The organism is Nonomuraea sp. NPDC059007, assembly GCF_042740555.1.
In the GTDB taxonomy this organism is placed as follows: domain Bacteria; phylum Actinomycetota; class Actinomycetes; order Streptosporangiales; family Streptosporangiaceae; genus Nonomuraea.
The window spans coordinates 88,079-110,814 of record NZ_JBHYJD010000031.1 but is presented as its reverse complement, the minus strand read 5'-3'; the positions used below and the strand labels follow the sequence as shown (position 1 = coordinate 110,814).

Below are 22,736 nucleotides of genomic sequence, written 5' to 3'. Positions count from 1 at the left end.
CTAGGGCTGCAGAGCCAAGGCTGGGGCCAGGTGTTCCAGCTGGGTCAGGGCGTGGTCCAGGTTGGGACGTTCTGGGGACAGGGGCTGGAGGGCCACATGGTCGGCTCCTGCGTCCCAGTGGGCTTGGATGCGCTTCACCACCGACTCTTCCGTGCCCCAGGCGACGATGGCGTCTACCAGGCGGTTGCTGCCGCCGTCCGCCAGGTCGGCCTCGGTGAAGCCCAGGTCCTTCAGGTTGTTGGTGTAGTTGGGGAGTTGCAGGTAGGGGTGCATGTGGGCGCGGGCGATCTGGCGGGCCTTCGACGGGTCGGTCTCCAGGACTACGGCCTGCTCCGGCACCAGGAGGCGGTCCTTGCCCAGGATGGCGCGGGCCTTCGCGGTGTGCTCCGGGGGGACGAAGTAGGGGTGGGCGCCGGAGGCTCGGTCGCGGGACAACTCCAGCATCTTCGGGCGTAGCGCCGCCAGGAGGCGTGGGGCCGGGTGCTCCGGGGTGGGGACGTCGGTGGTCGTCCGGTCCATGGCGTCGAGGTAGGAACGCATGGCGCTGATCGGCTTGGCGTACGTGTGACCCCTGTCCTCTACCAGGACGCCGTGGCTTACACCGATGCCCAGAATGAATCTGCCTTCGAAGGCCTCGCCCAGGGTGGCGGCACCGGCGGACATGGCCGTGGCGTCTCTGGCCCAGATGTTGGCGATGCCGGTGCCTACCGCCACCCGCTGCGTGGCGGCCAGCAGGATGGCGGCGGCCGCGAACGGCTCCCGGCTGCCTGGGCCCTCGTTGACCCACAGCGTGCCGTAGCCCAGGGATTCCAGCTTGGCGGCGGCTTGCCGTGACGCTTGCGCGGGGCCGCGGCCCAGGAGCGGGTGCCAGACGCCGATGCGACCGTCCATGGTCGGGCCTCCTTGAGGGTAGAGTGTTCGACTGAGATGGAACAGTACACGAGTGTTCGACCGCAGTCGAACAGAACGCGGTCGCTCAGCCACACCTCTCCGGTCGAGGTGAGCCTTCAGGCTGCTCTGGATGCCCTGGCCGATCCCATGCGGCGGCGGATCGTGCGCGAGCTCGCGTCGGTGCCCGACTGGACGCGGCCCTGCGGCACGTTCCACGACCTGCCGATCGCCAAGTCCACGCTCAGTCACCACTTCTCGGTGCTGCGCGGCGTCGGGCTGCTCGAACAACGCGACGAAGGCGCCCGCCGTCTCAACCGGCTACGCAGACCTGAGTTCGACGCCCGGTTTCCCGGATTGCTGACGCTCGTGCTGGGCGAGGACGAGGCTGCGCCGGGTCCTTAGGGCGCGGGCATCCCAACGGCGCGGGTCACCACCGGTCGTGTGTGGAGACCGCGTGACCGTGACAGGGGAGAGCGCTTGGGCGAGCGCGCGACGGCATGGGGGCGTCGAGGCGGATGGGCAATGCGTGCGCGGGGTCGGGGTCGGGGTCGGGGCGGGTGATGTGGGGGCGCGGGTCAGGGCGGGTCAGGAGCGGGTGCGGGCGGGTGAGGTGCGGGTGAGGTGCGGGTGCGGGTCTGTGCGGGGCGGGTGTGGAGGGGCTGGGCGGGTGTGGGTTGTGGGATCGGCCCAGCATGTACGGCGGAGCGCCCAGCATGTACGGCGGAGCCCGCCCACCAGGCGGCCCCGCCGTACCAGAGCCGAACAAGAAGCGGGCGGTCAGGAGACGGTGACCTGGTCGATTGCCCAGTACCAGTTGTTGGAGGCGTCGAAGTACCGGAACTTCACCCTCATCGTCGAAGCCCCGCCCGGCACACCCACCACAAGGCTCTCCACCTGGGAAACGGTCTCAGCGGTGTAGTTCTTGACGAGCACATCGGCGCCACCGTCGAAGGACACCAGCACCTGCGCCTTCTGCGCCCCCTCTGGCCGGTAGTGCGTGGTGTATCCCACCCGCACGGACGCCTTCCCTGCCACGGAATAGCCCCCGGTCACCAGGGTGGAGTCGAACGGGCCGGAACCGTGTGACTTGTCGTCCCACTCGTCGGAGTCGGCGACGGCGAACGTTCCTCGGCTGCGGACGTTGAGTTCGCGCCACTGGTCCCGCTGGGCCCGCGACCAGAACTCGGCGGTGGTCAACGACCATCCGCGCCACTCCTGCACGCCTCCGCTGGGCATCCGCGTGGTGTCAAGCGTCCAGGAGGTGGGGACTGTGTGGCTGAAGCCCAGCACCCCGGCCGGTATGCCGGTCTCGTCGACCCGCCCGGACAGCGGTACGTTCTCGAACGGGTCGCCGGTCCGCTGATCGATCCGCCTGCCGTCGATTCCGGCGGGCGCTCCGAGGCGGAGGGCGTTGAAGACGGTGGCGGTCACGTCCACGAGCCTGGTGTCGAGTGGCCGGGCGGCGGCGGCGATGCCCGGCCCCGCTGCGAGGACGAAGGTGCGCCGTTCCTCCATGGACGAGCCGCCGTGTCCGCCGCCGTCGGTGTGGCCGTGGTCGGTGGTGACGACGATGGTCCAGCGTTCGCTCGGGTAGCTGGGCCGGGCCTTGATGGCGGCCAGGAGGCGGCCGACGTAGGCGTCCTGGGTGGCGATGGCGCGCAGGTAGGCCTGGCTGGCGGCGCCGCTGTTGTGGGCGACGATGTCGGTGTTGCCGAAGTAGACGAACGCGGCGTCGGGGTTCTGCTGGCGCAGGACCGTCTCGGCGGCGGTGGCGATGCGGGCGTCCTCGGCGGGGTAGCCGTTGGCGTCGCCGTCCAGGATCACTCTGGAGTCGATCTTCGTGCCGAAGGTGCCCTGGTCGCCGAGGGGCTTCCAGTCGAGGGCGGCGAAGGTGGAGTATGCGGGGTTGAGGTTCTCCAGCCGGGTCAGGAAGTCGGGGTGGAGGTCGTAGCGCTTGCCGCTGAAGGAGTTGTCCTTGACGCCGTGCCGGTCGGGCCAGACGCCGGTGGCGATCGTGGACCAGCCGGGGCCGCTGGAGGTGGCGGCCATGGGGTTGGTGTACAGAAGGCTGGCGCCGAAGGTGCCGGTGGCGATGAGGTTGTCGAGGTTGGGGGCGTCGGCGGCGGCTATGCGGTCGTGGCGCAGGCCGTCCATGCCGATGACCAGCACTTTGTCGGAGCTGATGCCGTCGGCCACGGCCGGTACGGCGACCGCGCCGAGAGGGGCGTCGCTGGAGTTGAGTACTTTGTTCTCCGGGGTTCCGGGGTCGGCTAAGGCGGCGGGTGCCGGGACGACCACGGCGGCCAGGACCAATAAGGCGGCTGACGCGATTCTGCGCACGGGCGGTTCTCTCCTCGCTCGCGGTTCCGGTCGAGTCGCTCGGGGCTCCGAGCTTGGGGCTCCGATTGAGGATCTCCGGCGGCGGGAGAGACGTGAAGACCATCTTTCCGATGTTCTCCATCAAGGATTCAGGGGGCCCAATTGAGCACCAGCGACCGTCCTGCCGCGCGCGTCGTCTGCCTGGACCGTGAGGGCTCGGTGCTGCTCATGCACTGGCGCGACCATGTCAGCGGCAAGGATCTCTGGGAGCCGCCGGGTGGCGGGCTCCACCCGGGAGACGAGCCGATCGACGCGGCCCGGAGGGAGTTGTCCGAGGAGACCGGACTGCCGGGGGACGTCGTGACCGACCGCTATGTCGACGTGGCCCGAGACTTCACCTGGCTGGGGATCCGGTATGTGAAGACGGAGCCGTTCTTCCTGGCGCGATTGAGGTCGGTGTCGCCTGTATGCACCGACCAATCGCTGACTCTCGAGGAGCGTCAGACCTACCTGGGTTACGGGTGGTTCGCCGTGGACGCGCTACCCGATTCCGTCGAGCCGCCGGAGCTCGCCGAGGTGATCAGGGAACTGATGTAGGCGACGGTCTCCTCGACCTCGCCGAGGACGGCCACCGTGTCGCCGCGCCGTACGACGTAACCGCCGTCGACGTTGACGGTGACGGGCCCGGAGACGAGCACGGGCCCGTCGGATTCGGGTGGGTGGTAGCGGTTCTGCGCGAGGGTGAGCCGCAGCCGTCGTACGAGCAGGGCCCGCACGCCCAGCGCCGCCAGGCCCTCCTGGACCCAGCCGAGCAGCTCAAGCTGTTCATCCTCCGACCGTTCTGTGTGGACAGCAGACATTGGTACCTCATGTCCTTGTCGTTGGCGCATTCTTGATACCAGAGTGCACTCGGATGACTACCCTAGGTACAAGGAAGAACAAGACTGTATGGCTCGAGGCTTCGTTTGTAGAACCGTGTAGAACCCCCTGGAGCACCCGATGCCCGCCGCTCGCGAACTCGATCCTGGTTCGAGCCCGCTTGCCTTTTTTGGCGCGGAACTCCGCGAACATCGGGTTCGCATGGGTTTGTCGCAGGAGCAGCTCGCCGAGCGGCTCAACTACTCGCTGTCGCTGGTGTGCGCGGTCGAACTCGCCAAGCGCACGCCCTCGCGTGACTTCGCCGAGCGGGCCGACGAGGTCCTCGACACCCGCGGCGAGCTGATCCGGCTGTGGCCGCTGGTACGCCAGGCGGCCTACCCGGCCTGGTTCCGTCCGTGGCTGGAGATCGAGGAGTCGGCCAGCACCCTGCAGACGTGGCAGCCCCTGCTGGTCCCCGGCCTGCTGCAGACCGAGGACTACGCCCGCGAGGTGCTGATGCGCGAGCCCGCCGCCACCGCCGAGCAGGCCGAGGAGGCGGCGGCGGCGCGCATGACGAGGAAGGCGATCCTGCACCGGCCGGACCCGCCCATGTACTGGGCGGTGCTCGACGAGTGGGTGCTGCATCGGCAGGTTGGCTCGCCGGCCACCATGCGCGGGCAGGTGCGTTCGTTGCTGGAGACCGCCGACCTGCCCAATGTCAGCGTCCAGGTGGTCCCCAAGGAGTCCCCGGCGCTGGCCGGGCTCACCGGCGCGTTCGTCATCGCGAAAGTCCCGGGAGAACCTGATCTCGTCTACGTGGAATCGGCCAGGGAGGGGTACGTATCCGATCGTCCCCCGGATGTCGAGTCGATCGTACGGAGGTATGACGTCATCCGGTCACTCGCCTTACCCGTTCACCCAAGCCTAGATTTGCTGTCGAAGGTAGAGGAGGAGATATGAGCGCTCTCCGATGGCGTAAGTCCCGCCGAAGCGGTAGCAACGGCGGAGACTGCGTTGAAGTGGCCGTCCTCGCCGCAACCGGGGACACCGCCACGCACAAGCCCGACCAGGACCGGCTCTTCGTCCTGCGCGATTCCAAAGACCCCGACGGACCGCGGCTGTACTTCACCGAAGCCGAGTGGGAAGCTTTCCGCCTCGGCATGAAGGACGGCGAATTCGACGATCTGATCCAGCCGATTCCGTAATCAGACCCAACCCCCCGCCAGACATGTCCATCCCATGTGTGGGTACGCGCGTGCCCGCACATGGGACCATGATCTGATGCGACTGACCGTTCTGGGGGGATGTGGGGCCTGGCCCGCCGCGGGTGAGGCGTGCAGCGGCTACCTGGTCGAGCACGAGGGTTTCCGGGTGCTGGTCGATCCCGGTTACGCCACGCTGCCGAGGCTGCTGGAGATCGTTCCCGCCGAGCAGATCGACGCCGTGCTGGTCAGCCATGGCCATCCGGACCACTGCGCCGACCTCAACCCCCTGCTGCGCGCCCGCGCCCTGGGCGACCGGCCGCCCGCCGCGCTGCCCGTGTACGCGCCGCCGGGCGCGCTCGACGCGGTGCTGGCGCTGGACAAGGCGAGCATGCTGGCGGGCAGCTTCCGCCTGAACGAGGTGGCCGACGGTGAGGTGGGGCCCTTCCGGTTGCGGGTCTTCGACCTGCCGCACCACGTACCCAACGCCGGCCTGCGCCTGAGCGCCGGCGGCGCCACGCTCGCCTACACCGGTGACACCGGTCCGAGCCCGGCGCTGGCCGAACTGGCCGGGCAGGCCGACGTCTACCTGGCCGAGGCCACCTATCCGGAGACGGTTCCCGAGGAGGACGCGCCCTATCTGTCCAGCGCGCGGCAGGCCGGGACCATCGCCGCCGCGGCCGGAGTGGCCCGTCTCGTGCTGACCCATCTGTGGCCCGGCCACACCGACCGGCCCGCGCTGGAGGCCGCCGGAGCGGAGTTCGCCGGGAAGGTCTCCGTCACCCGCGCCGGGCTGGTGCTGAACCTCTAGGCGGAGCGGTCGCCCAGCTCGGACAGGGTGGTGGCCATCAGGCCGCGTAGCAGCTCGCCGCCGACCTTCTCGTGCTCGGCCTCGACCGCGAGCCCCTCGGCGACCCTGGCCTGGTAGATCTCCCGCTCCATCTCGTCGGTGTACGGCTGCGCCGTCAGCGCCACCACCACCGCGACCCGCGTGCCGGGGCCGGGCAGGATGCCGACGGCGTGCGTGCGCAGGCAGGTCTCGTCGGCGGCGCCGTACCAGCCGCATTTGACGGCGGCGCCGGGATCGCCCAGCGCCTCGCGCGCGCCGTACGTCTGCCCGGTCCCGACCGCGCGCATCCAGCCCAGGACGGCGGCGGCGACGGGCTCACCGGCGAGGGCGGCCTGGGCGAGTACGGCGTAGGCGGTGGCCACCTCGTCGGCGGCGATCTCGACGGAGCCGAAGCGCGACGGGTCGGAGTTGGGCGGCGACCAGGCGACCCCGGTACGGCGGGCGATCGTGTCGAGGATGACCCGGGGCCCCACCGACAGCCAGAGGTTGAGCGTGTCGGCGTTGGAGGAGACGACGACGGCGGGCTCGGCGTGGCGGCGCCAGCGCTCGGCGTCATCGATGTGCGCGGCGGCGGCCCAGGCGTAGAGCGGTTTGAGCAGGGAGGCGCAGCGCAGCCGGTCGAGCCCGGCCCTGGCGGTTACGGATCTGGCCGGCGGACCGGCGTAGCCACGCGCGATGCCGGCGGCCTGGGCGCTGGCGCCCGGCGCGAGGTCGCGGAAGAGGTCGTCGAAACTGGTAACCGCCACGTCTCTTACGGTAGCCGTTCACCCCATCGGGATTCATACCAATGACGATCTGGAGCGGGGCCGGGCAGCGGAGTCGGCTCCGGGGCGCGCAGCCCGTCGAGGGCGAGGGTGAGCAGCCGATCCCTGAGGTGCGGCACGCCGGCGACGGGCCGGTTGAACTGCTCGATGAGCAGCGCGATGTCCAGGTCGGTGACGTCGGGCCGCAGCGCGCCGCTGGTGCGGGCACGGCCGATGAGCTCGCCGATGGCGGCGCCGGCCCGCTCGCCGACCTGCCACATCTCCTCGGTGACCACGATCGTCCCGGCCACCGGCGCGAGGCTGCCCGAGCCGAAGTCCACGCAGGCCCGGATGTATCCGGCCAGGCCGAGCCAGGGGTCCTCCTCGCGCAGCCCGTCCTCGGCCGCGCCCGCCGCGCGCTCCATGGAGATCACGGCGAGCCGCTGCAGGAGCTCCTCCTTGGTGCGGTAGCGCCGGTAGAGGCTGCCCATGCCGACGCCGGCCCGCTTGGCGATGGCCGAGACGGGCGCGTCGAAGCCCTGGGTGGTGAAGACCTCCAGGGCGGCTTCGAGCAGCTTGAGGTCATTTCGCCGGGCTTCGGCCTGCCTGCCTCTCATGCGGTCAGGATAGCGGCTTGCGGAGCGCTGCGCTCCGTTATAGCTTTCCTTCCGGAGCGTCGCGCTCCGCTATTGAGGTGAGGTGTGCGATGAAGGCGATCGTCCTGCGGGAGTACGGCGGGCCGGACCGGCTGACCGAGGAGGAGGTCCCCGATCCGGTGCCGGGACCCGGCGAGGTGCTGGTCGAGGTGGCCGCGGCCGGGGTGACGTTCGTGGAGACGCAGGTGCGCGCCGACCGGGGGCCGCGCCGGGTCGAGCTGCCAGCGGTGCTGGGCAACGGCGTGGCCGGCCGCGCGCTGACCGGAGAGCTCGCCGGGCGCCGCGTGGTGACGACGCTGGGCGGCACCGGGGGCTACGCCGAACTGGCCGTCGCCCCGGCCGGGCAGTTGATCCCGGTGCCGGAAGAGCTGTCGGCCGAGGAGGCGGTGGCGCTGCTGGCCGACGGCAGGACGGCCATGGGATTGTTCACCGCCGCCGCGCCCCGGCCGGGTGAGTGGGTGCTGGTCGAGGCGGCCGGCGGCGGGGTGGGCAGCCTGCTGGTGCAACTGGCCGCGGCGGCGGGGGCCCGGGTGATCGGCGCGGCGAGCGGCGTGGGCAAGCGGGCACTGGCGGAGGAACTCGGCGCCGAGCTGACCGTCGACTACACCGATCCGGGCTGGACGGAGCGGGTGCGCGCGGCCGTACCGGATGGGCTGGACGTCGTCTTCGACGGCGTCGGCGGCGAGATCGGCGCGGCGGCGCAGGCGCTGCTGCGCGACGGCGGCCGGATCAGCGCCTACGGGATGGCCGGCGGTTCCATGACCGTGCCCGATGCGCGGGTCACCGCCGTCGCGTTCCCTGGGACCGACCTGCGCGAACTGGCCCGGCTGGCGATGGCCGAGGCCGCGGCGGGACGGCTGCGGCCGGTCATCGGCCGGCGGCTGCCGCTGGCGCGCGCGGCCGAGGCGCACGCCGCCATGGAGGCCAGGACGGTCACCGGCAAGACCCTGCTGCTCCCCAGGACGGGTTAGGCGAGGGCGGCGGCGAACCGGTCGCGCAGTTCGTTGAGCCGCTTGACCGGCTCGTTGCTGTACACGAGCCGGACGTAGCGGCGGGCGACCTCCTCGCCCCAGGCGGTCATCGGGGTGGCGGCGATCCTGCCGCGTGCCAGCAGGCGATCGGACAGCTCCCGGGCGCCGATGCCGAGTTCCTCGGCGTCCACCAGGCACGACCAGCCACCCGCCGCCCGGACCAGCGGGAGCCCGTCGAGCTGGCGGACCACGGCCTCGTGCCGGGCCTGGTACTCGGCGACCGCCTCGGCCACGCCGCTGGGCTCGCTGAGCGCGACGGCCGCGCCGATCTGGGCGAAGCCGCCGGCCACCGTGGTGTTGTAGGTGACCGCGGTCAGCACGCGGGACAGGATGTCGGCGGGTCCGGCCACCCAGCCGATCCGCCAGCCGATCATCCGGTACTCCTTCGACATGGAGCCGATGATGATCGTCCGCCCGGCCAGGCCGTCCACCCGGCACGGGTTGATCCTCGGGTGGCCGTCGAAGACGATGCGCTCCATGGCCGCGTCGTAGATCAGGTAGGCGTCCAGGCGTTCGCACGCCTCGGCCACGGCGGTCCAGTCCTCGTGGGTGAGGACGACGCCGGCGGGCATCGACGGGCTCATCATGATGATCGCCGCCGCCTCGGTGACCTGGGCGAGCGCGTCGCGGTCGAGGCGCCACATGCCGCCGTCCACGCGTAGCGGCACCAGGTGGGGCTGGGCGGCGGCCAGCCGTACGCGCTGCAGGAGGCCGGCGTAGGTCGGGTCGGTGAGCACCACGCGCTGGCCCGGCTCGGTGGTGGCGAGCAGGACGGGCATGACCGCGGCGGTGCCGCTGGAGGTCACGACGATCTGGCGGGCGGGGTCGTAGTCGTGGCCGGTGCGCTCGCGCAGGTCGGCGGCGAGTGCCTCGCGCAGCACGGGCAGGCCGTTGAAGGGCAGCCAGCTGTTGCCCTGGCCGGTGGCCAGCGCCTGTGCGGTCGCGGTGACGGCGTTCGGCGGCGGTGGCACGTCGGTGTCGAGGTTCTCCATGCGCAGCACGTCCGGGTCGGTTCCGGCGGCCGCGGCCACCCGGTCGATGTCGAAGGTCTGGACATGGGCGAAGCGGGCATTGTTCCGCATATGGAACACGGTCCCTCCGCGCGGCCCGGCTGTCAATACTGGGATCATGGAAACTGAACGGCTGATTCTGCGTCCGCTGACCGGATCCGACTTCGACGCCTACGCCGCCATGCTCGCCGACCCCGACGTGGCCGGCGGGCTCGCCGAGTCCGTGGGCACCTCACCGGCCGACGCCTGGCGCAGCCTGGCCACGTTCATCGGCCATCGCGAGATCCTCGGCTACTCGCACTGGGCGCTGGTGGAGAAGGCGAGCGGCCGCTTCGTCGGCCGGGCGGGACCCTGGCAGCCCCACGGCTTCCCCGGACTGGGCGTCGGCTGGTGCCTGGCCCGCGAGCACTGGGGCAAGGGCTACGCCACCGAGGCGGCCAAAGCCGCCCTGAGCTACTGCTTCACCGAGCTCGGCGCCCAAGAGGTGATCTCGCTGATCCTGCCGGGAAACACCCGCTCGGTCTCGGTGGCCGAGCGCATCGGTCACCGCCACCTGCGCGACCTCGACTACCGAGGCCGGCGGGTGCACCTCTACGGAAGTGATCGCCGGCCCGGTTGATCGACGTCAGCACCACCAGCGCACGCCGCACGGCCTGCCGCCACGGCTCTCGCCCACGACGAACTTGACCGGCTGGCCGAACACCAGCGGCGTGCCCGGCTGCGGCGACTGGAGCAGCACCCGGTCGGTGCCGCGCGGCAGGCCGCGCTCGGGCTGGGTCGCCACGTCCACCAGGCCCATGACCGGCTTGAACACGATCGCCGCCCAGGCGCCGCTCCGGCCCACGACGCGTGGCATGCGGGGGTGCTCGCGGTAGAAGCGGGACTCGGCGGCGGTCAGGAACGAGACCTCGACCTTGGCGCCCCAGGCGAGTTTGGTGCCGGGGGCGGGCCGTACCGCGAAGATGTGGCAGACCTCGTCCGGGCGGCAGACCGACAGCGGCGAGATGCCCTTCGGCGCGAGGACCAGACCGAGGCCCTGCACCTCACGCTGGACCACCGCGAGCGGGCGCCCCACGAGGTCGGGCACCGCGACCTGCGGCAGGAAGGACAGGGCGGCGGTCTCGGGGGCGCGGGCGCCTGGCCGGTCGGCGTGGCCGCACCCGCTCACCGTCCCGAATCCGAACGCCATCATCATCGAGATCACCGCGGACACGGCAGACCTCACCGCCATGCGTGCCTCCAGGCCTGAGCGCGAAGCCCCCCGACCCCGAAGCGATCACGCTATCGCCTCCCCGGAGGCCCAGAGTGCCCTTTGTCCGCTAATGGACACCACTGGTCCCAGGCGTCACCACTGGCTAGCCGAGCGTGCGGTCGGCCGGACCGTCGTAGTTGTCCGGACCCTGCATCGCCAGGTCCAGCGGCTGGACCATGTGCGAGTTCGACGAGGCGCGCCAGCCCTTCTCCCTGGTCATCTCCTCGATCGAGTGCGCGCACAGCGACAGCGACCTGCACACGATGAACAACGCCTTGAGCTGCGGCGGCTCGTAGCCCATATCGAGGCCGATGCAGCCCATGGCGCCGGGGCCGTTGATCCAGATCCGGCGGCCGAAGACGGCCCCGGTGGCGTCCTCCATCGCGCGGGCGATCGTGACGTACCGGCCGGTGACGCCGAGTTTGTCCGACAGCTCCATCAGGCGGACCGTGCGCGGGTCGCGGATGTGCTGGGCGTGGTGGAAGCCGGGCATGCGCTCCTTGACCGCGCGCATCTCGGCGACGACCTTCGCGGCGGCCTCGGTGTCGGCGATGCCCTCCGCCTCGGCCCGCGCGGCGACCTTCAGGAACAGCTCGGCCGGGCGGTCGGCGGTGCCGTGCAGGCGGCCGATGCCGGCGACGCCGGCGGCCACGGCGGAGTTGAGCTCGGCGCCGCCGCTGGTGGCGAAGCGGACCGTGGCCGAGGAGGGGGACATGGCGTGCTCGGCCATGTTCACCATGATCGCGTCGGTCATCCTGCCGACCTCGGGCGTGGGCAGCTCACCCTTCAGCACCAGGTGGAAGTGCTCGGCGAAGGAGATGTTGCCGGTCAGCTCGTTGACGTCGTAGCCGCGTACGACGATGCGGTCCTTGTTCTTCCAGGCGATCGCCGTTTCCCAGGCGAAAGGCTTCTTGTCGGTCAACGGGGTTTCCTCTCTGGGAAGTACACACATGCCGGGTCGATCTCCTCGCGCAGGAGGCGGATCTCCTCGGGGTCCGGCGGGACCACAAGGTCCAGCGATTCACGAAATTTCGGGATAAAGCCGGTGTGCTCGAGTACGGCATCCGCCGTCGCGCCCGGCATCAGCGCCGTGACGGTGAGGGCGGAGTCCTCGGCCTCCATCACGCACAGATCGGTGACGACCTTGACGCGCAGCGGGCCGAGCCCGGCTTTGGCTCGTTCCCCCGGCCCGCCCAGGAACCCCGGGCTGGTGATGTAGTCACACCGGGCCGGGAACCGCCGCCTTTCATGATTTGTCAGGATGACGACCTGCGAGCAATGGCTGGCGATGTCGTTCGCCCCGCCGCTGCCCGGCAGCCGCACCTGCGAGCCGTCCGGCCTGGGGACCCAGGTGGAGTTGATGTTGGCGTACTCGTCCACCTGCGCGCCGCCCAGGAATCCGGTCCTGACCAGCCCCCGCTGCACGAGCCCGCCGAGCGCCTCGAACAGCGAGCCGTGCCGGGCGGCGCCGCGCATCAGCCTCGGGTCCACGACCGAGACCGGAGTGGGCACCACCTTGGGGAACACCACCCCCGACTCGATGACCAGCTTGGCCTCGGGGGCGTGCGTCTTCTGCGCCAGGGTGGCGGCCAGCAGCGGCAGCCCGGTGCCCACGATGACCAGGTCGCCGTCGCGGATCTGCCGGGCGCCCTCGACCACGAGCAGTTCGCGCGGCAGCGCCTCGCCGCCTCCCCGGCTCACGTCGCTCACACCAGTCTCCGCATCTGCTCCACGAGGCCGTCGCGCAGGGCGCCGGACGCGTCGCGGGTCCTGAGGTGGTCGTCGAAACTGCCGCCGAGGTTGGCCGCGATCCACGCGCGCAACTCCCCGTCCCCGGTACGGCCCAGCGCCTGGTACTCCTTGATCTCCGCCTCGGCGAAGTCGTAGGCCCGGTACACGGAGGTCGGGAAGGCGCCGAAGGGCTGCTCGACGACGGCGGTGACGTACGCCTCGGGGATGGTCACCTGCTCGGGCCGGTCGGCGAAGGCGCCGGCGGGCAGTACCTGCTCGGCCGAGACGATGGTGACGCGCGCCGCCCGGACCATGTCCACTTCATGCGACGTAACCCCCTCGATCACGATATTTCCGGAAACATCGGCGCGATTCGCGTGAATCACCGCCACATCCGGCGTCAACGCCTTCAGCAGCACCACGGGCTTGTTCGTCCACGGGTCCACCGACTCGACGGCCACCCCGGAGGTCACCAGGTCCTCCAGCAGATCCGTCCCGAGCAGGCTGCGCGTCGGCAGGAACGGCAGCCCGAGCGCCCCCGCCGCGAACCGCGTGGCCATGGCCAGGTGGGAGTGGTCGCCCACCGACACCTCACCCCGCTCCACCGCCCGCCGCCAGGCGAACAGCGTGCCGTACCGCTCAAGATTGCCCGTGCCCTGCTCGGTCCGGGCGACCAGCCCGGACGCGACCAGCATGTCCAGCGGCAGCGACAGGTTGCAGCCCACCACGGTGAGCCCGCCGATCCCCTGCCTGATCACCTCGTGGACCAGCGCCATCGGGCAGCGGTTGATGTTCTGGCCCCCCATCCCGACAACCGCACCCGCCCGCACGAACCGCGCCACCGCGTCCTCGGCCGCGAGAACCTTTCCCATACTCACGACTTCCGTCCATGTTCTGCCCACGCGCATCGACTCAGCCCGACGCCCGAGCCGGGTTCGACGAACCGGGACACGGCCTCGGTGGCGGTCAGTAACTTACGCACGCCGACCGCCACTCGGTGTAGAAGTCCCAGACCTGCGGCGAGCACTCGGGCGGGCCGAACTGCGACAGCTTGGCGCCCATGTGCGGCAGATGCGCGTACGCGCCCACGCCCGGCCGGTTGACGTGCAGCATCCCGGCCTCGAAGCGTTCCAGCGCCTCGAAGATGAGGGCCGGGTCCTGGGTGAAGATGGTGCCGCTCATGCCGTACTTGACGGAGTTGGAGATGCGCATGGCGTCGTCGAAGCCGTCGCAGTCGACCACGGAGAGCACCGGCCCGAAGATCTCCTCCTGGGCGATCTCGCTGTCCCACGGCACGTCGCGCAGCACGGTCGGCTCGACGTAGAAGCCGTTGCCGGGAGCGCGCCCGCCGCCGGCCACGACCTTCGCGCCGGCTTCCTGGGCCGTTCTGATCGCGTCCAGGCAGGCCTGCATGCGCGCCTCGTTGATCACCGGGCCGATGTCGGCGCCGACCTTGATCTGGGCGACCTCGGCGACCAGCTTGTCCAGGAACTGCTCCTTGACCGCCTTGTCCACGACGACCCGTGAGGTGGCGCTGCACCGCTGCCCGGACTGGCCGAAGGCGCCGAACGCCGTGGCCTTCACCGCCTTGTCGAGTTCCGCGTCGGCCAGCACCAGCACGGCGTTCTTGCCCCCGAGCTCCAGTTGCGTGCGCAGCAGGCGGGGCGCGCCGGCGGTGTGGATGGCCAGGCCCACCGGCAGCGATCCGGTGAAACTGATGCCGGCCACCCGCGGATGGGAGACCAGCGCCTCACCCGCGGCGATGTCGCCCTGCACGAGGTTGAGCACCCCGGCGGGCACACCCGCGTCCACGAACGCCTCCACCAGCAGCGCCGCGGTCAGCGGCGTGAACGGCGACGGTTTGAGCACCGCCCCGCACCCGGCCAGCAGCGCGGGCGCGACCTTCCACATCGGGATGGCCAGCGGGAAGTTCCACGGCGTGACCAGCCCGACGACGCCGATGGGCGCGCGGAAGGTGTAGGCGAACGTCCGCGGCTCCTCGGCCGGCAGCGTCTCGCCCTTGAGCCGGCGCCCCTCCCCCGCGGTGAAGTCGAGGATGGCGAGGGCCCGCTTCACCTCGCCGCGGGCCTCCTTGAGCAGCTTGCCCTGCTCACGGGTGATCGCCTGGGCGAAGTCCTCGGCCCGCTCCTCGATGAGGCGCTCGGCGGCCCGCAGGTACTCGGCCCGCTTGATCGGCCCGAGCGCCTTCCACGCCGGCATGGCCGCGGCGGCCGCCTCGACGGCCAGTTCGACGTCGGCGCCGCCGGACTCGGCGAAATCCCCGATGTGGTCGGAGACGTCGCCCGGGTTGATGTTCGGCCGCGTCTGCCCGCTCTCGGGGGCACGCCATTCGCCCCCGATGTGGTTGAGCAGGTAGCGACTCGGGATCGTCGCCATCGAGTTCCTTTCCTCTCATGGTCTAGTACGGCAAAGCCTCATTGCCAGGGATGTTCCGGACAAGGGGGATAAGCCTGATGCCCCCGATAGACAGCGGCTATATGCCTCTGCCTATGGCCGCCATAGGCAAATCACACATTGGCCGGGCCGTACACCTGGACTAGACATGCCGAAAGCCACCCCTCTTGATGGCAAGGCGCGAGTTCACCCCGAATTCACCTCCTTGAAGCCCGAGGGATATCCGACATAAGCCAGCATTCGGTGCGAAATCCCTCAGAAGGGTAGATAAAGGATGAAACTTCGTATCGGGGTTGCTCTCGCATCCCTGTTCGCGCTGACGGCCTGTGGCGGAGCGGGCGCGAGTGACTACGACTGGGCCGCCGCACCGGACGCCGCGAAGATCGCCGAGCAGGGCAAGGACCTGCCCACGTACGGCCTGGCCCCCGACTGGGCCAACTACGGCGAGGTGGTGAAGGCGTTCTGCGCCAAGCACAGCGGCACCTGCGCCCACAAGGACACCGACATGTCCTCCTCGGAGGAGATCGTCCGCATCGACGCGGAGAAGGCCAACCCCATCGCCACGGCCAGCGACATCGGCCTGATGTGGGGCCCGGTCGCCGAGGCCAAGGGCGTGGTGCCCGCCTACCAGCCGCCGTCGGCCGCCAAGCTCAAGGACTGGCAGAAGGGCAAGGGCGGCTGGGTCGCCACCTTCGTCGGCGCGCCCGCCTTCGTCGTCAACACCGACAAGGTCAAGAACCCACCCAAGAGCTGGGCCGACCTGCTCAAGCCCGAGTACAAGGGCATGATCTCCACCAAGAACCCGGCCTCGTCCGGCACCGGCCAGGCCATGGTCGTGGCGGCCGCGGTCGCCAACGGCGGCTCGGCCGAGAACCTGGCCCCGGCCTACGGCTACTTCAAGAAGCTCAAGGACGCCGGCAACCTCAGCGACGTCAAGATGAGCGAGGAGACGCTGGAGAAGGGCGAGGCCCCCATCCAGATCAACTACGACTTCAACGGCATCGCGCAGAAGGCCGCGCTGAAGGAGAAGAACGTCAACGTCGAGGTGATCATCCCGGCCGACGGCTCCGTCTGGTCGCCCTCCGGCCTGATCATCAACAGGTACAACACCAAGAAGGGCGACTTCCTCAAGGGCTTCCTCGAGTACGTGCTGTCCGACGAGGCCCAGCTCCTGTTCGCCAAGTTCGGCGCCCGCCCCATCCGCGCCCTGAACGGCGACCTCCAGGTCCCGGACGAGGCCAAGGCCAACTGGCTGCCGGAGAGCGCGTACGCCCCCGTGAAGGAGATCGAGATCACCAAGGTCAACGTCGAGACGATCGTCGCCGACTGGGAGGCCAAGGTTCTCGCGTGACCTCCCACGTAGAGGGACGACCGGCGATCCTCACCCGCCGGTCGTCCCCCCGCAGATTCCTCATCAGATGGGGGCCGGCGCTGCCCCTGCTGCTGTTCACGGCGGCCACGCTGGTGCTGCCCGCGATCATGCTGGTGTACGAGAGCTTCGCGCTGCCGGACGGCGGCCTCGGCTTCGAGCACATCACCAAGGTCGCGAGCAACCCCGTGGACCGCCAGGCCATCGGCGGCTCGCTGGCGCTCGGCGTCGTGCAGGCCACGCTGGCCACCGCGCTCGGCGCCCCCGCGGCCTGGCTCATCACCCGGATGCGGCTGGGCGGGCGCGCCTTCTGGCTCTCGCTCATGAACGTGGCGTCGAACTTCGCCGGCATCGGCCTGGCCTTCGGCTTCGTCGCGCTGATCGGCTCCACCGGCATGCTGACGCTCATTCTGAAGGCGCTGCTCGGCATCGAGGGCAACCCGTTCCCCTCGACCGGCTCCTTCAACGGCATGAACCTGGTCTACCTGTACTTCAACGTGCCGATGTTCGTCCTGCTCACGCTGCCCGCGCTGAGCGTACTCAAGGACGACTGGCAGGAGGCGGCCGAGGTCTGCAAGGCGACCCGGTGGCAGTTCTGGCGGTACGTCGGCATCCCGGTGCTGTCGCCGTTCGTGATCGCCGGCTGGCTGCTCGTCTTCACCTGGACCATCGGGGTCTACGCCGTCGCGTACGCGGTGGCCGCCTCGCCGGGCTCGCAGAAGCTCATCACCCTGCAGATCGGCACCACGCTGGAGACCTCGGTCTTCGGCCTCGGCCGCGCCGCCGTCCTGTCGGTGCTGCTGATGATCCTGGCCATCGGAGCCACCGTGCTCTACCGGCTCTGCCTCAAGCGCGCCGCGAGGTGGTTGTGACCAGACGCGTCTTCCTCGGCCTGCTGGCCGTCTACTTCGGCCTGCCGCTGCTGGCCGCGCTGCTCTACTCGGTGGCCACGCGGTGGACCGACACCCCGCTGCCCGACGGCTACACGCTGAGCCACTGGATCAACGTCTTCGCCAAGCCGGACGTGGTCGGCGCGCTCGGGCGTTCGCTGCTGCTGTCGGCCGTGGTGGTCGTCATCGAGATCGTGCTGGTCGTGCCCGCCGCATACTGGTCGGTGGTGCACAATCCGCGCATCGGCTCGATGATCCAGACGATCGCCGTCATCCCGTTCGCGATCCCGTGGGTGGTCGTGGGGGCGGGCATCCAGCTCGTCACCAAGTCGCTGGCGCCGCAGTTGTTCGGCACGTTCTGGCTGCTGGCCGCCTCGACCGCGGCGATCGCCTTCCCGTTCATGTACCGGGCGGTGGAGAGCTCGCTGCTGGCGGCGGGAGCCGTACAGCTGAGCGAGGCCGCGGCGACGTGCGGGGCGAGCCCGATGCGGACGCTGGTCAAGGTCATCGTGCCGGCCATCCGCGGCGGCGTCGTCTCCGGCGCGCTGCTGGTCATCGCGACCGCCATGAACGAGTTCGCGCTGGCCAAGATCCTCACCGGCGTCAGCTTCGAGACGCTTCCGCTGTGGTCGGCCCGCCAGTTCGTCTCCCGCACGCTCGGCGACCCCAACGCGCTCGCCGTCGTCACCATCTTCACCTTCGGCCTGCTGTTCGCGCTGTCCGCCCTGGTCGTCTGGCTCGGCCGCGGCCGGGTGAGCGCGAGCATGGGAGGGAACACCATCTCATGAGCCATGTCGTACTCGACCGCATCACCAAGCGCTTTTCCGGGCACACCGCCCTCAACGGCGTCAGCGTCCACGTGGAACAGGGCGAGATGCTGGCGCTGCTCGGGCCCTCCGGCTGCGGCAAGACGACGCTGCTGCGCTGCATCGCCGGCCTGACCGCCTTCGACAGCGGCCGGCTGACCATCGGCGGGGCCGACATGTCCGGCGTGCCGGTCAGGAAGCGGCCGATCGGGATGGTCTTCCAGTCCTACGCCCTCTTCCCCAACCTCACTGTCCGCGGCAACGTCGCCTTCCCCCTCACCGTGCGCAAGGAGGAGAGAAGGCGCACGCAGGAGCGCGTGGACGAGATGCTCGCCCTCGTCGGCCTCGACCAGCTGGGCGACCGGCTGCCGAACCAGCTGTCCGGCGGCCAGCAGCAGCGCGTCGCGCTCGCCCGCGCCCTGTCGCCAGGCCCGGAGGTGCTGCTGCTCGACGAGCCGCTGTCCGCCCTCGACGCCCAGGTACGCACCCGGCTGCGCGACGAGGTACGCCGCATCCAGCACCAGGTCGGCATCACCACCGTCTTCGTCACCCACGACCAGGCCGAGGCGCTGGCCATCTCCGACCGCGTCGCGGTGATGAACGCCGGCGACATCGAGCAGTGCGGCCCGCCCGCCGAGATCTACACCGCGCCCTCCACCCGCTTCGCCGCCGGCTTCGTCGGCAACCGCAACACGCTCGAACTGTCCGCGGTCGACGGCAGGGTGCGCGCGGGCGGCGCGTTCGACGTGCCCGCGCCGTCGGAGCGCGTCCTCGCCATGTTCCGCCCCGAGGACGTCGAACTCTCCCGCGAAGGCGAAGGCGAGGGTGCCCGCGCCACCGTGGACGTCACCGTCTTCCTCGGCGCCACCACCCGCGTCTACACGCAGGTCCAGGTCAACGGCCACCCCGCCACGGTCTTCGCCGACATCTCCTCGCGCGCGGCATCCGGCCTCACACCGGGCGACGAGGTCCGCGTGCGCGTCGCCGACGCGCACGTCCAGGTCTTCCCCGCCTGACATTTCCGGTACGGCCCCGCCGGGCGATCACCCGACCGCCCGGTCAGCCGTTCCCGGTGGCCAGTACCCACGCCAGCGTGACCGGGACCGCAGCCCCCACGACCAGGAGCACCAGCACCCGCAGCCACCCCGGCAGCCCCCGCTCAGTCACCACCGCCGCGGCCGCCCCGCTCAGCCCGAACGCCACCACCGCCGACACGCTGTCCGGCACCGTATCGGTCCACACCGGCAGCACCCACTGCCCCAGCAGGACCAGCGCGACCAGCACCGCGGCCAGCCACCCGGTCGCCGCCGCCCGCGCCACGTTCACCAGCCGCAGCAGGTACCCGGCCCCGACCAGCACCGCCGCCGAGACCGCCGCCTGGGACCCGAGCAGCGTGGCCAGGCATCCCCATTCCTCGCAGCCGACGGCCTGGTAGACCAGCTCGACACTGGCCCACCACACCAGCCCCAGCGCGGCATAGACCGCCGCCGCCCTCGCCCACCGCCCCCGCATGGCCCCATCATGGCCAATCATCGTGATCTACGCGAGGTCGGCGGCCCGCTTCTCGTCCCAGGCGGCCTCGGCGACCCGGCCCAGCTCGCGCAGCGCGATGGCCCGGTTGGCGTGCACGTCGGCCTGCGGTTCCAGCTCCAGCGCCCGCGTCAGGTCGGCCACCGCGCCCTCCAGATCTCCCGTCTCGTAGCGCAGCACGCCCCGGTTGGCCCAGGCCGCGGCCAGTTCGGGCGCCGCCGCGACGGCCAGTTCGAACGCCTCGTGCGCGGCGTCGTACCGGCCCGCGGACGTCTCCAGCTGGCCGAGCACCGCCAGCAGGTGCGGGTTGCCCGGCGCCAGCAGCAGCCCGGCCGTCACGTCGGTCCTGGCCTCCTCGTCCCGCTCGGCGGCGGCCAGCAGCCCGGCCCGGTTGATGTAGGCGTCGAGGTAGCCGGGATCCAGCACGATCACGTGGCCCAGGTCGGCCAGGGCGCCTTCCTCGTCACCCTCGGCCAGGCGCAGCTCGGCCCGGTTGTAGTACGCCTCGGGCAGCGGCGGGCCCGCCTCGATGGCCGCCTCGTAGTCGGCCAGCGCCTCGGCGTACCGGCCGAGACGGAAGCGCAGGTTCCCGCGGTCGACGTAGTAGTCGGGGAAGGCGGGGTCCAGCGCGATCGCCGCGTCGTAGTCCTGGAGCGCCTCACGGGTACGGCCCGCACCGGCCAGCAACTGCGCGCGGTTGGCCAGCAGCACCATCCGGTGCACCGGGTGCCGCTCCCCCAGTTCCTTGGCCAGCTGAAGCGCCGACTCCACCAGCTCCAGCGCCCGCCCGGCGTTGCCGAGCCGCAGCTCCACCAGGGCCAGGCCGTTGCGGTCGAAGCCGAGCTTGAAGGCGCGCTCGACCGGGTCGGGCAGCAGGGTGGAGATGGCGATCGCCTGGTTGAGCCAGGCGCGGGCCCGGCCCAGGTCGCGTTGGGCGGGATCGGGGTGGCGGGCGTCCAGCATGGCGGTGCCGTACGCGCCGGCGGCGTGGACGGCCGGATCCTGGCTCACGCGCCGCACGTGCTCCCACAGTGCCCGCGCCTCCCCGGTACGGCCGAGCCCGCCGAGCGCGGTCGCGGTGCGCTGGGCGAAGCGCCACCACAGGGCGCCTCCGGCCGGGGCGCGGTCCATGCCGCGCTCGCCCAGTTCGACCACCGCGTGCAGGAACCCCTCCCGCACGCACCGATCGACGACGCGCCACAGCTCCTCGGCGTCACGCTCGTCGCCGGGATGTTCGGGACCGTCCTCGTAGACGGTGAAGCTCAGCACCTCCGCCGGAACCCTGCGCATCAGCACGTTCAGCAGTTCGGCGTCGGTGGGGTCGGCCCATGCCGCGTTGCACACCACGACGGCGCCGCCGGGCGGAGCGGCCGCGCGCACGAACTCCGCCAGTCCGTTGGCGATCCTCAGCGTACGGCGGGGCGCGGGGACCAGGATCCGCTCGTCGTCGGGCAGCTCGGCGTCGAGCGTCACCCGACGGGCCGGCACCCGGTCGCGAAGACCGGGCGCGGCCGCACGGATCTCGATGTCGTGGGCCGCCACGAGACGTTCGGAACGTTCCATGGCGGCCGGCACGAGGTGGTGCAGTAGCGCTGCCCCGACGGTATAGGGACCATGAGGCAGCCGGTGCGCGTCGATCGGCGGCACCAGCAGCGCCATGTCGTCTACTCGGGCCGGTGGTGCACCCTGAACCCTGAGATGGGACCTGTTCTCTATCACCCCTGGTGAATGACGCTGGAGGTCCCGGTAAGCTTCGCGGTTCCCGGCTTACGGACGACGATGCGCTTCATGGTGTACCTCTCTAGTTCGGGGTAATTCACCATTATTCGGACACTCCACCGAATATCAAGATTTATAAGGAATAAGCCGGAGGCCAATAGGTGAGAACTTGCTGTAGCTTATTGGCCGTTATTTGTTGATTAGTTGGGCCGAAACCAGCTTGCGGCCGTGACCTTCTGCTGTTCGGCTTCCTCGATGAGCGTGCACAGGCAGCGACCCAGCAAGGTCACCGACTGGCAGCACCCCGGTCCCGAGGCCGAACGTGCCCGGACGATCGCCGTGGCACGCTGGAGCAGGCGGTCGAGGCTCGGCTCGCCGCTGCCCTTGACGGCTCGGTTGTTCCATGGACACGACTCCCGTTCCGCGCAGGCCATCGCCTTGACCGGGACGATCGGCAGCGCCGTACGGACCAACTTGAGTGGATCGTCGCGTTTGACGCGAAGGTCCGCGAGGACCTTCGCCGCGCGGCGCGAGACCCGCAGCAGCCCGGCGTCGGAGCCCGGCGGGGACTGCTCGGTTTTCGCCACCTCGCCCGTCATCGGCGGGCCGCCGCGGCCGGGCACGACGAGCAGCATCGCCCCCGCCATGAGCCCGCCGCCGATGATCAGGCTCATCCCGACCGGCTCGCTGAACCACAGCACCGCGATCGCCGCCACCCAGAGCGGCTGCGACGACATCAGCACCGCGCTCGGCACCGCCGGCACGTGGATCTGCCCGTAGGAACGTGCCAGGAAGCCCAGCGCGCACGCCACCACGGACAGGTGCGCCAGGATCATCCAGTCGCCCCCGGTGGCCGGGAGCACGATCCCGTCCCGCGCCGCGAAGGCGCCGGTGGACAGCCCGATCGTGGCCAGCTGGATGACGGTGACGGCATAGGCGTTGAAGCCCTGCCCGGCCCTGGACACCCGCGCCAGCAGCAGCGTGTGCCCCGAGTAGAGCGCCGCCGCCCCGAGCGTGACGACCAGCGCGACAATGGATAGCTCGTGGTCCTCGGCCCCGCTCAGCAGGGTGAACACCGTCATCCCCGCCATCGCCAGCGCCACCCCTATCCACACCCGCGTCGGGACGCGGACCCGGAAGAGCGCCAGCGCGAGGAGCGGCGTGATGATCACGCTGCACCCCACCGCGAAGCCGGACACCGAGGAGGGCAGGCTCTCCAGCGCGACCGCCTGGGCCGCCTGCCCCACACCGAACATCACCCCGAGAACGATCGCGCTGGTCCAGGTGGACCGCGAAAGCCCCCGCAGACACCCCGGCCGGAGGAGAACGAGAGTGATCGCCGCGATGGTGTATCGCTCGGCGAGCAGATCCTCCACTGGTAACCGGTGAATGAGGTCCTTCATCAGCGGAAACGCCGACCCCCAAGCGGCGCTGACGAACAACAGAAGCACGGCTCCCAGGAGG

At 70.6% G+C, this 22,736-nt stretch carries 25 protein-coding genes; 11 read left to right on the top strand and 14 right to left on the bottom strand.

Going from position 1 to position 22,736, the window contains the following annotated elements; translation table 11 throughout:
* Entirely contained in the window at positions 1-891 is an 891-nt protein-coding gene (locus ACFWY5_RS38600) for an LLM class F420-dependent oxidoreductase (RefSeq protein WP_379637721.1), read from the bottom strand.
* 108 nt (positions 892-999) lie between these two features.
* Between ACFWY5_RS38600 and ACFWY5_RS38595 the strand changes: the two genes are divergently transcribed.
* Positions 1,000-1,293, top strand: coding sequence for an ArsR/SmtB family transcription factor (locus ACFWY5_RS38595; RefSeq protein WP_379614939.1), 294 nt, complete (start codon positions 1,000-1,002; stop codon positions 1,291-1,293).
* A 375-nt stretch (positions 1,294-1,668) separates the two neighbouring features.
* Here the strand turns inward: ACFWY5_RS38595 and ACFWY5_RS38590 are convergent, their stop codons facing one another.
* Entirely contained in the window at positions 1,669-3,231 is a 1,563-nt protein-coding gene (locus tag ACFWY5_RS38590; RefSeq protein WP_379637720.1) for an alkaline phosphatase family protein, read from the bottom strand.
* Between the two features lie 141 nt (positions 3,232-3,372).
* Here ACFWY5_RS38590 and ACFWY5_RS38585 point away from each other — a divergent pair, with 141 nt between their 5' ends.
* Positions 3,373-3,807, top strand: coding sequence for an NUDIX domain-containing protein (locus ACFWY5_RS38585; protein ID WP_379614935.1), 435 nt, complete (start codon positions 3,373-3,375; stop codon positions 3,805-3,807).
* Here the strand turns inward: ACFWY5_RS38585 and ACFWY5_RS38580 are convergent.
* Entirely contained in the window at positions 3,726-4,070 is a 345-nt protein-coding gene (locus ACFWY5_RS38580; RefSeq protein ID WP_379614933.1) for a hypothetical protein, read from the bottom strand. The two genes, ACFWY5_RS38585 and ACFWY5_RS38580, sit on opposite strands and share 82 nt — an antisense overlap.
* Positions 4,071-4,209: 139 nt before the next feature.
* Between ACFWY5_RS38580 and ACFWY5_RS38575 the strand changes: the two genes are divergently transcribed.
* The 3 genes from ACFWY5_RS38575 (at position 4,210) to ACFWY5_RS38565 (ending at position 6,081) form a co-directional block, all read left to right on the top strand.
* Positions 4,210-5,028, top strand: coding sequence for a Scr1 family TA system antitoxin-like transcriptional regulator (locus ACFWY5_RS38575; RefSeq protein WP_379614931.1), 819 nt, complete (start codon positions 4,210-4,212; stop codon positions 5,026-5,028).
* Positions 5,025-5,273, top strand: coding sequence for a DUF397 domain-containing protein (locus ACFWY5_RS38570; RefSeq protein WP_379637719.1), 249 nt, complete (start codon positions 5,025-5,027; stop codon positions 5,271-5,273). The genes ACFWY5_RS38575 and ACFWY5_RS38570 overlap by 4 nt, the downstream gene beginning before the upstream one ends.
* A 76-nt stretch (positions 5,274-5,349) precedes the next feature.
* Positions 5,350-6,081, top strand: a complete 732-nt coding sequence (locus ACFWY5_RS38565) for an MBL fold metallo-hydrolase (protein WP_379637718.1) — start codon at positions 5,350-5,352, stop codon at positions 6,079-6,081.
* On the opposite strand, the gene ACFWY5_RS38560 is transcribed toward ACFWY5_RS38565, so the two are convergent.
* Together ACFWY5_RS38560 and ACFWY5_RS38555 are read right to left on the bottom strand one after the other, a co-directional pair.
* Complete coding sequence (locus tag ACFWY5_RS38560; protein WP_379637717.1) at positions 6,078-6,866, bottom strand: hypothetical protein; 789 nt, start codon at positions 6,864-6,866, stop codon at positions 6,078-6,080. The genes ACFWY5_RS38565 and ACFWY5_RS38560 overlap by 4 nt on opposite strands.
* 5 nt (positions 6,867-6,871) lie before the next feature.
* Entirely contained in the window at positions 6,872-7,480 is a 609-nt protein-coding gene (locus tag ACFWY5_RS38555; protein ID WP_379637716.1) for a TetR/AcrR family transcriptional regulator, read from the bottom strand.
* 89 nt (positions 7,481-7,569) lie between these two features.
* Here ACFWY5_RS38555 and ACFWY5_RS38550 point away from each other — a divergent pair, with 89 nt between their 5' ends.
* Entirely contained in the window at positions 7,570-8,490 is a 921-nt protein-coding gene (locus ACFWY5_RS38550; protein ID WP_379637715.1) for a zinc-binding dehydrogenase, read from the top strand.
* Here the strand turns inward: ACFWY5_RS38550 and ACFWY5_RS38545 are convergent.
* Positions 8,487-9,632 carry a pyridoxal phosphate-dependent aminotransferase gene (locus ACFWY5_RS38545; RefSeq protein WP_379637714.1) on the bottom strand — a complete coding sequence of 382 codons (1,146 nt, stop codon included), beginning with the start codon at positions 9,630-9,632 and terminating at the stop codon, positions 8,487-8,489. The two genes, ACFWY5_RS38550 and ACFWY5_RS38545, sit on opposite strands and share 4 nt — an antisense overlap.
* A 46-nt stretch (positions 9,633-9,678) precedes the next feature.
* Between ACFWY5_RS38545 and ACFWY5_RS38540 the strand changes: the two genes are divergently transcribed.
* The gene (locus ACFWY5_RS38540) at positions 9,679-10,179 is read left to right on the top strand and encodes a GNAT family N-acetyltransferase (RefSeq protein WP_379614918.1); all 501 of its coding nucleotides are present in this window, start codon (positions 9,679-9,681) and stop codon (positions 10,177-10,179) included.
* 6 nt (positions 10,180-10,185) lie between these two features.
* Here the strand turns inward: ACFWY5_RS38540 and ACFWY5_RS38535 are convergent, their stop codons facing one another.
* The 5 genes from ACFWY5_RS38535 to ACFWY5_RS38515 form a co-directional block, all read right to left on the bottom strand.
* On the bottom strand, positions 10,186-10,791 hold the full coding sequence (locus tag ACFWY5_RS38535; protein ID WP_379614916.1) for a hypothetical protein: 606 nt from the start codon (positions 10,789-10,791) through the stop codon (positions 10,186-10,188).
* 124 nt (positions 10,792-10,915) lie between these two features.
* The gene (locus ACFWY5_RS38530) at positions 10,916-11,734 is read right to left on the bottom strand and encodes a citrate/2-methylcitrate synthase (protein ID WP_379637713.1); all 819 of its coding nucleotides are present in this window, start codon (positions 11,732-11,734) and stop codon (positions 10,916-10,918) included.
* Positions 11,731-12,522: a CoA-transferase subunit beta gene (locus tag ACFWY5_RS38525; RefSeq protein ID WP_379614912.1), complete on the bottom strand. Its 792-nt coding sequence runs from the start codon at positions 12,520-12,522 to the stop codon at positions 11,731-11,733. The genes ACFWY5_RS38530 and ACFWY5_RS38525 overlap by 4 nt, the downstream gene beginning before the upstream one ends.
* A complete protein-coding gene (locus tag ACFWY5_RS38520) occupies positions 12,519-13,415 on the bottom strand; it encodes a CoA transferase subunit A (RefSeq protein WP_379637712.1) in 897 nt (298 codons plus the stop codon). The genes ACFWY5_RS38525 and ACFWY5_RS38520 overlap by 4 nt, the downstream gene beginning before the upstream one ends.
* Before the next feature lie 94 nt (positions 13,416-13,509).
* Positions 13,510-14,940: an aldehyde dehydrogenase family protein gene (locus tag ACFWY5_RS38515; RefSeq protein ID WP_379637711.1), complete on the bottom strand. Its 1,431-nt coding sequence runs from the start codon at positions 14,938-14,940 to the stop codon at positions 13,510-13,512.
* Between the two features lie 292 nt (positions 14,941-15,232).
* On the opposite strand from ACFWY5_RS38515, the gene ACFWY5_RS38510 reads away from it, so the two are divergent.
* The 4 genes from ACFWY5_RS38510 to ACFWY5_RS38495 are packed head-to-tail and all read left to right on the top strand — an operon-like array spanning position 15,233 to position 19,039.
* Positions 15,233-16,309, top strand: a complete 1,077-nt coding sequence (locus tag ACFWY5_RS38510) for an extracellular solute-binding protein (RefSeq protein ID WP_379637710.1) — start codon at positions 15,233-15,235, stop codon at positions 16,307-16,309.
* Positions 16,306-17,199, top strand: a complete 894-nt coding sequence (locus ACFWY5_RS38505; RefSeq protein WP_379614906.1) for an ABC transporter permease — start codon at positions 16,306-16,308, stop codon at positions 17,197-17,199. Before ACFWY5_RS38510 ends, ACFWY5_RS38505 begins: the two co-directional genes overlap by 4 nt.
* A complete protein-coding gene (locus tag ACFWY5_RS38500; protein ID WP_379637709.1) occupies positions 17,196-18,005 on the top strand; it encodes an ABC transporter permease in 810 nt (269 codons plus the stop codon). The genes ACFWY5_RS38505 and ACFWY5_RS38500 overlap by 4 nt, the downstream gene beginning before the upstream one ends.
* Positions 18,002-19,039 carry an ABC transporter ATP-binding protein gene (locus tag ACFWY5_RS38495; RefSeq protein ID WP_379637708.1) on the top strand — a complete coding sequence of 346 codons (1,038 nt, stop codon included), beginning with the start codon at positions 18,002-18,004 and terminating at the stop codon, positions 19,037-19,039. The genes ACFWY5_RS38500 and ACFWY5_RS38495 overlap by 4 nt, the downstream gene beginning before the upstream one ends.
* 43 nt (positions 19,040-19,082) lie before the next feature.
* Here ACFWY5_RS38495 and ACFWY5_RS38490 read toward each other — a convergent pair whose 3' ends face one another.
* From ACFWY5_RS38490 to ACFWY5_RS38480, 3 genes are all read right to left on the bottom strand, one after another.
* Positions 19,083-19,535 (bottom strand): hypothetical protein, encoded by a 453-nt coding sequence (locus tag ACFWY5_RS38490; RefSeq protein ID WP_379637707.1) that lies wholly within the window; start codon positions 19,533-19,535, stop codon positions 19,083-19,085.
* 27 nt (positions 19,536-19,562) lie between these two features.
* Positions 19,563-21,212, bottom strand: a complete 1,650-nt coding sequence (locus tag ACFWY5_RS38485) for a tetratricopeptide repeat protein (protein WP_379637706.1) — start codon at positions 21,210-21,212, stop codon at positions 19,563-19,565.
* Between the two features lie 260 nt (positions 21,213-21,472).
* Positions 21,473-22,723 carry a DMT family transporter gene (locus tag ACFWY5_RS38480; protein WP_379637705.1) on the bottom strand — a complete coding sequence of 417 codons (1,251 nt, stop codon included), beginning with the start codon at positions 22,721-22,723 and terminating at the stop codon, positions 21,473-21,475.
* Positions 22,724-22,736: the final 13 nt, after the last annotated feature.

Coding starts and splice junctions, on each gene's coding strand:
- ACFWY5_RS38600 (WP_379637721.1), bottom strand. CDS start 891: ATGGACGGTCGCATCGGCGTCTGGCACCCGCTCCTGGGCCGCGGCCCC.
- ACFWY5_RS38580 (WP_379614933.1), bottom strand. CDS start 4,070: ATGTCTGCTGTCCACACAGAACGGTCGGAGGATGAACAGCTTGAGCTG.
- ACFWY5_RS38575 (WP_379614931.1), top strand. CDS start 4,210: ATGCCCGCCGCTCGCGAACTCGATCCTGGTTCGAGCCCGCTTGCCTTT.
- ACFWY5_RS38570 (WP_379637719.1), top strand. CDS start 5,025: ATGAGCGCTCTCCGATGGCGTAAGTCCCGCCGAAGCGGTAGCAACGGC.
- ACFWY5_RS38565 (WP_379637718.1), top strand. CDS start 5,350: ATGCGACTGACCGTTCTGGGGGGATGTGGGGCCTGGCCCGCCGCGGGT.
- ACFWY5_RS38555 (WP_379637716.1), bottom strand. CDS start 7,480: ATGAGAGGCAGGCAGGCCGAAGCCCGGCGAAATGACCTCAAGCTGCTC.
- ACFWY5_RS38550 (WP_379637715.1), top strand. CDS start 7,570: ATGAAGGCGATCGTCCTGCGGGAGTACGGCGGGCCGGACCGGCTGACC.
- ACFWY5_RS38545 (WP_379637714.1), bottom strand. CDS start 9,632: ATGCGGAACAATGCCCGCTTCGCCCATGTCCAGACCTTCGACATCGAC.
- ACFWY5_RS38540 (WP_379614918.1), top strand. CDS start 9,679: ATGGAAACTGAACGGCTGATTCTGCGTCCGCTGACCGGATCCGACTTC.
- ACFWY5_RS38535 (WP_379614916.1), bottom strand. CDS start 10,791: ATGGCGGTGAGGTCTGCCGTGTCCGCGGTGATCTCGATGATGATGGCG.
- ACFWY5_RS38520 (WP_379637712.1), bottom strand. CDS start 13,415: ATGGGAAAGGTTCTCGCGGCCGAGGACGCGGTGGCGCGGTTCGTGCGG.
- ACFWY5_RS38515 (WP_379637711.1), bottom strand. CDS start 14,940: ATGGCGACGATCCCGAGTCGCTACCTGCTCAACCACATCGGGGGCGAA.
- ACFWY5_RS38510 (WP_379637710.1), top strand. CDS start 15,233: ATGAAACTTCGTATCGGGGTTGCTCTCGCATCCCTGTTCGCGCTGACG.
- ACFWY5_RS38495 (WP_379637708.1), top strand. CDS start 18,002: ATGAGCCATGTCGTACTCGACCGCATCACCAAGCGCTTTTCCGGGCAC.
- ACFWY5_RS38490 (WP_379637707.1), bottom strand. CDS start 19,535: ATGCGGGGGCGGTGGGCGAGGGCGGCGGCGGTCTATGCCGCGCTGGGG.
- ACFWY5_RS38485 (WP_379637706.1), bottom strand. CDS start 21,212: ATGGCGCTGCTGGTGCCGCCGATCGACGCGCACCGGCTGCCTCATGGT.